This window comes from uncultured Thiodictyon sp. (genome assembly GCF_903946935.1).
Classification (GTDB): Bacteria; Pseudomonadota; Gammaproteobacteria; order Chromatiales; family Chromatiaceae; genus Thiodictyon.
This window is the reverse complement of the sequence record NZ_CAJAXH010000275.1, coordinates 1-3,434: the sequence shown is the minus strand read 5'-3', so window position 1 is coordinate 3,434 and position 3,434 is coordinate 1. Positions and strand designations below refer to the sequence as shown.

General features: G+C 63.5%; 7 protein-coding genes. 5 read left to right on the top strand and 2 right to left on the bottom strand.

All coding sequences use genetic code 11. The annotated features are described in order from the left end of the window. Positions 1–29: 29 nt before the first annotated feature. On the bottom strand, positions 30–422 hold the full coding sequence (locus QZX93_RS24165; RefSeq protein WP_295392438.1) for a hypothetical protein: 393 nt from the start codon (positions 420–422) through the stop codon (positions 30–32). A gap of 62 nt (positions 423–484) precedes the next feature. Between QZX93_RS24165 and QZX93_RS24160 the strand changes: the two genes are divergently transcribed. Further along, positions 485–616, top strand: coding sequence for a hypothetical protein (locus QZX93_RS24160; RefSeq protein WP_295392437.1), 132 nt, complete (start codon positions 485–487; stop codon positions 614–616). Here the strand turns inward: QZX93_RS24160 and QZX93_RS24155 are convergent. Then, the gene (locus tag QZX93_RS24155) at positions 613–888 is read right to left on the bottom strand and encodes a hypothetical protein (protein ID WP_295392436.1); all 276 of its coding nucleotides are present in this window, start codon (positions 886–888) and stop codon (positions 613–615) included. The genes QZX93_RS24160 and QZX93_RS24155 overlap by 4 nt on opposite strands. A 733-nt stretch (positions 889–1,621) precedes the next feature. On the opposite strand from QZX93_RS24155, the gene QZX93_RS24150 reads away from it, so the two are divergent. From QZX93_RS24150 to QZX93_RS24135, 4 genes are all read left to right on the top strand, one after another. Next, complete coding sequence (locus QZX93_RS24150) at positions 1,622–2,392, top strand: GNAT family N-acetyltransferase (RefSeq protein ID WP_295392435.1); 771 nt, start codon at positions 1,622–1,624, stop codon at positions 2,390–2,392. A 59-nt stretch (positions 2,393–2,451) separates the two neighbouring features. Further along, positions 2,452–2,580 (top strand): hypothetical protein, encoded by a 129-nt coding sequence (locus QZX93_RS24145; protein ID WP_295392434.1) that lies wholly within the window; start codon positions 2,452–2,454, stop codon positions 2,578–2,580. Between the two features lie 187 nt (positions 2,581–2,767). Further along, positions 2,768–3,061 carry a type II toxin-antitoxin system HigB family toxin gene (locus QZX93_RS24140; protein WP_295392432.1) on the top strand — a complete coding sequence of 98 codons (294 nt, stop codon included), beginning with the start codon at positions 2,768–2,770 and terminating at the stop codon, positions 3,059–3,061. Further along, the coding region (locus QZX93_RS24135; protein ID WP_295392431.1) for a hypothetical protein at positions 3,058–3,434 on the top strand (377 nt) is incomplete at its 3' end. The genes QZX93_RS24140 and QZX93_RS24135, both read left to right, overlap by 4 nt.

Sequence of the window (3,434 nt, the reverse complement as noted above, 5' to 3'; positions counted from 1 at the left end):
CGTCGCGACCAAGACCCGCAACTGCGGGGTCAGGGCGAGCACGGCGCCGCCTCCCACAGACTGCGCGCCACCGTCGCGACCTCGCCGGTCGCCGTCCCGGTCCATTCGATGCGCAGCGAACGGCCACGCGCATCGGACAGGCTCAGCACGCAGCCCGGCCCCGACGACGGGGGTAAGCCCAGCACCATTTCCACAAAGGCCGGCGCCGTCCGCGCCGTCAGGCGCCGCTTCAAACCGGCGTAGTCCAGCCGCAGCGTCGTGGCCACCTTGCTCACCCCATGGCGGGCGGCCAGTTCAACCGCCCGCGACCAGAGTTCCTCGGGAATGCGCGCGCCCTGGGACGTGCTGTTGCGCCAGTGGGCAAAGGCTGCGACCGTCTGCGCCAGATCGAGATCGGCCGCGGCGGGGAGTGACAGTGACATCGTGGAGCCTCCAGATCAGCAAAAACGGGGCTCCCACGCTACCGGGCTAGGGACGGGATTGCATGCAGCCTTGCCGGAAGGACACGTTCCGCGAAGACCGGGTCGATGGCCTCGAACACGCCCCACAGGCCTTCATCGGCCAGCTTGAAGGCAATAACTTCGGCAAGCTGGTGATCCGTGTTGCCAACGACTAACCGTGATCGGCAGCGCCCAGGGCGTGGAGCGGTGCGTCCGCCTGCGGGTCCTGGGTCACGTGCGCGGCCGGGCCGCCGCCGGTGACAGTGGCCGCGTCGGGGCAGGGGCGTTTGATCCCCTTGTCAGCGGCCAGCGAACGGGCTAGCGACCAACCGTGCAGGGCGACCACGACGTCCTGTTTGGGTGTCCAGTCCTTGGCGGTGAAGCGGTAGGCGAGGGGGCTGGGCGATGCCGGGTCACCCACGCGCTCGTCGAATCCCGCGAAGCGCAAGCCTTCAGGCCAACTCCACCATGGGCGGCGCGCCGACACATTCTGCGGCGCCGATGGGGCCGTTCCAGAGGGCGCCGGTGCGGGTGACCTACCGGACCTCTACGAACCCGATCCGGGTGCCGGCGGAAAACCGGTAGCGGTGTCGCACCTCGACGCGCTCCTGGGGGGGCCAACGTGATGTCGAAGGCGTGGACGCGTCCGATACAGCGTGCGAGTCCGGGCCAGGGTCGCTGTTCGATCAGGCGGGTCTCGACCGGCTGGCCGCGCACCAGGGTGGTCAGGTCGCGAAACGGTGGGGCGACATCGATGCCGGTGATCGTGGCGTACGTTGCGGATTGCGGACCGCCTTCGGGGAACGCGAAGGGATTGGCTATAACACGCGGATCAAGGGACGCCGTACCGGCGATCACCGTCGGGCACGCATGGTGATCGCCAACGGTTGCCCCCAGTCGAAAGCCGACCGAGCGGGCGGCGCAGACGCCCAGATCAGCCCGGAACCAGCGCCGCGGTCATGCGACGCCTGACGCAATGCTCAAAGAGTCCAGCGACGCAGTCGTTGCTACACGTCTTAAACACTATTATCGAAAATTCGCGCTTTCGCGAAAAAAGATACAGTGTTGCTTGAATAAGACGGGCGGCACACCCATCCTTAGGATATTGCTCACGTGTCCCGGACCCTTGGCGCCCCCCGCGGCCTGCGTTCGGGACCTGCCTCGTTGGCAGGAGGTTCCTCATGTTTCATCGACTCCATTTCGATCGGCGCTTAGCCGACGGCTCAACCTACCGCATCCGGCCTTCAGGTCCACAGGACCGCGAACTGTTGATCCGCTGCTTCGACTCACTCTCGCCGCAGGCCAGGCGCCTGCGCTTTTTCACCGCCAAACACGCCCTGACCCCGGATGACCTGGACCGCTTCTGCGGGGCGGACGGTCACGACCACATCGCCTTCGCCGCGGTCCGGATCGACGCGACCGGCCAGGAGTCAGAGCCCCTGGGCTTCGCCCGTTGTCTGCGTCTGACCCCCGGGGGTGAGGTGGCCGAGTTTTCCATCGCCACGGTCGACGGGATACAGGGGCAGGGGGTGGGTTCAGCGCTGCTTTCCCATCTGATTCCGGCCGCTCAGCGCCAGGGCATACGCCGTTTCTGGTTTGAGGTGCTGGCGGAGAATGCCGGCATGCGCCGCTTGGCACGAGGGCTCTGCGGCGATGCCAAATGGGTGGGCGACGGTACGCTGGAGTACGATTGTTGCCTGCCCGAGTCCATCCCTGCGGACCGTGCATCCTGGCCGAAGCGGGCGGCCGCGTGCCCCGTCGTGACGGCGCTCCCCCGGTGCGTACCTTGGTACCTGAGTCCGGCGAGCGTGGTCGCGTGCTGTACCGCGACCTGGAGAGTCAGCCTGGACCGGTACCTTGCCTGGAACGGCACAGCCGCCAACGAGGATGTTGGTCACCGGTTGGCGTGGGGTCGCCCACTGACCGGCCGGCACTGGCGCGACGCGGCCTAGGATTGGGGCGGTTGTGATGTTGGATCGCCTCCATCCCGGTGTTGGCCTTGAGATATACCATGCACTTATTGAATTTAGTCGATGCCGAGCTGATCCTCTTGGTTCGGCGCACGCTTAAATCACTGTCCGGCATCCAGGGTCCACTTTGCTATCGAACCAGCCGCGAAACCGAAAAAACCATGGCGTGAAAAATGGCTGCTTCCTCGAGCCGTTGGTCGATGTAGGTCGCCCTTCAGTGCGATCGAGGCTCTGCTATTTCGGGTGGTCGTCCTGAAGGGCGACCGACATCTGCGCAGCCAGGGGCGCAGGGATGATGATCGAGGCTGATCGCTGGATATTTTGCAAAATATACCATTTCGGTATATTGTGACGATTATGCATGTGATAGCGAAACCTGCCCTCATCGAGTTCTGGACGAAACATCCGAATGCTAAAGGCCCGTTGGAGGCCTGGTATCGCACGATGGAGAACGAGGACTTTTCGGACTTCAACGCGTTGCGGGCGACCTATCCCAGTGCCGATGATGTGGAAGGGCTGACGGTATTCAATATCGGTGGGAATAAGTATCGCTTAATTGTTGCGATTCATTACAACCGACGCAAAGTATTTGTCCGCGCAGTTCTCACCCATGCCGAGTATGACCGCGGTCAGTGGAAACGGAGGCAATGATGACGCAACTCCTGAAGGTGGTACCGGAGCCGCAAGCGATTCTGCGTGCGTGGATGCCGTTTAAGTCTGTGGTTGGCGTGACGTCTGTTCGCACCGCTGATGACTATGTGCAGGCGCGGGCGACGGTCGATGCCCTGGTGGACGAAATCCGCGCGGATGAAGATCATCCCTTGGCCGATGTACTCGACTACCTGGGCGAGCAGGTGAAGCGATACGAAGATGCGCATTTCACCATCCCAGAGGCGCCACCGCGCGAGGTGTTGCGTTTCCTGATGGAACAGCACGACTTGAAGCAGGAAGACCTTGCTGACTGCGCGCCCCAAAGTCGCATTTCCGATATCCTGAACGGCAAGCGACCGATCAGTAAAGACAT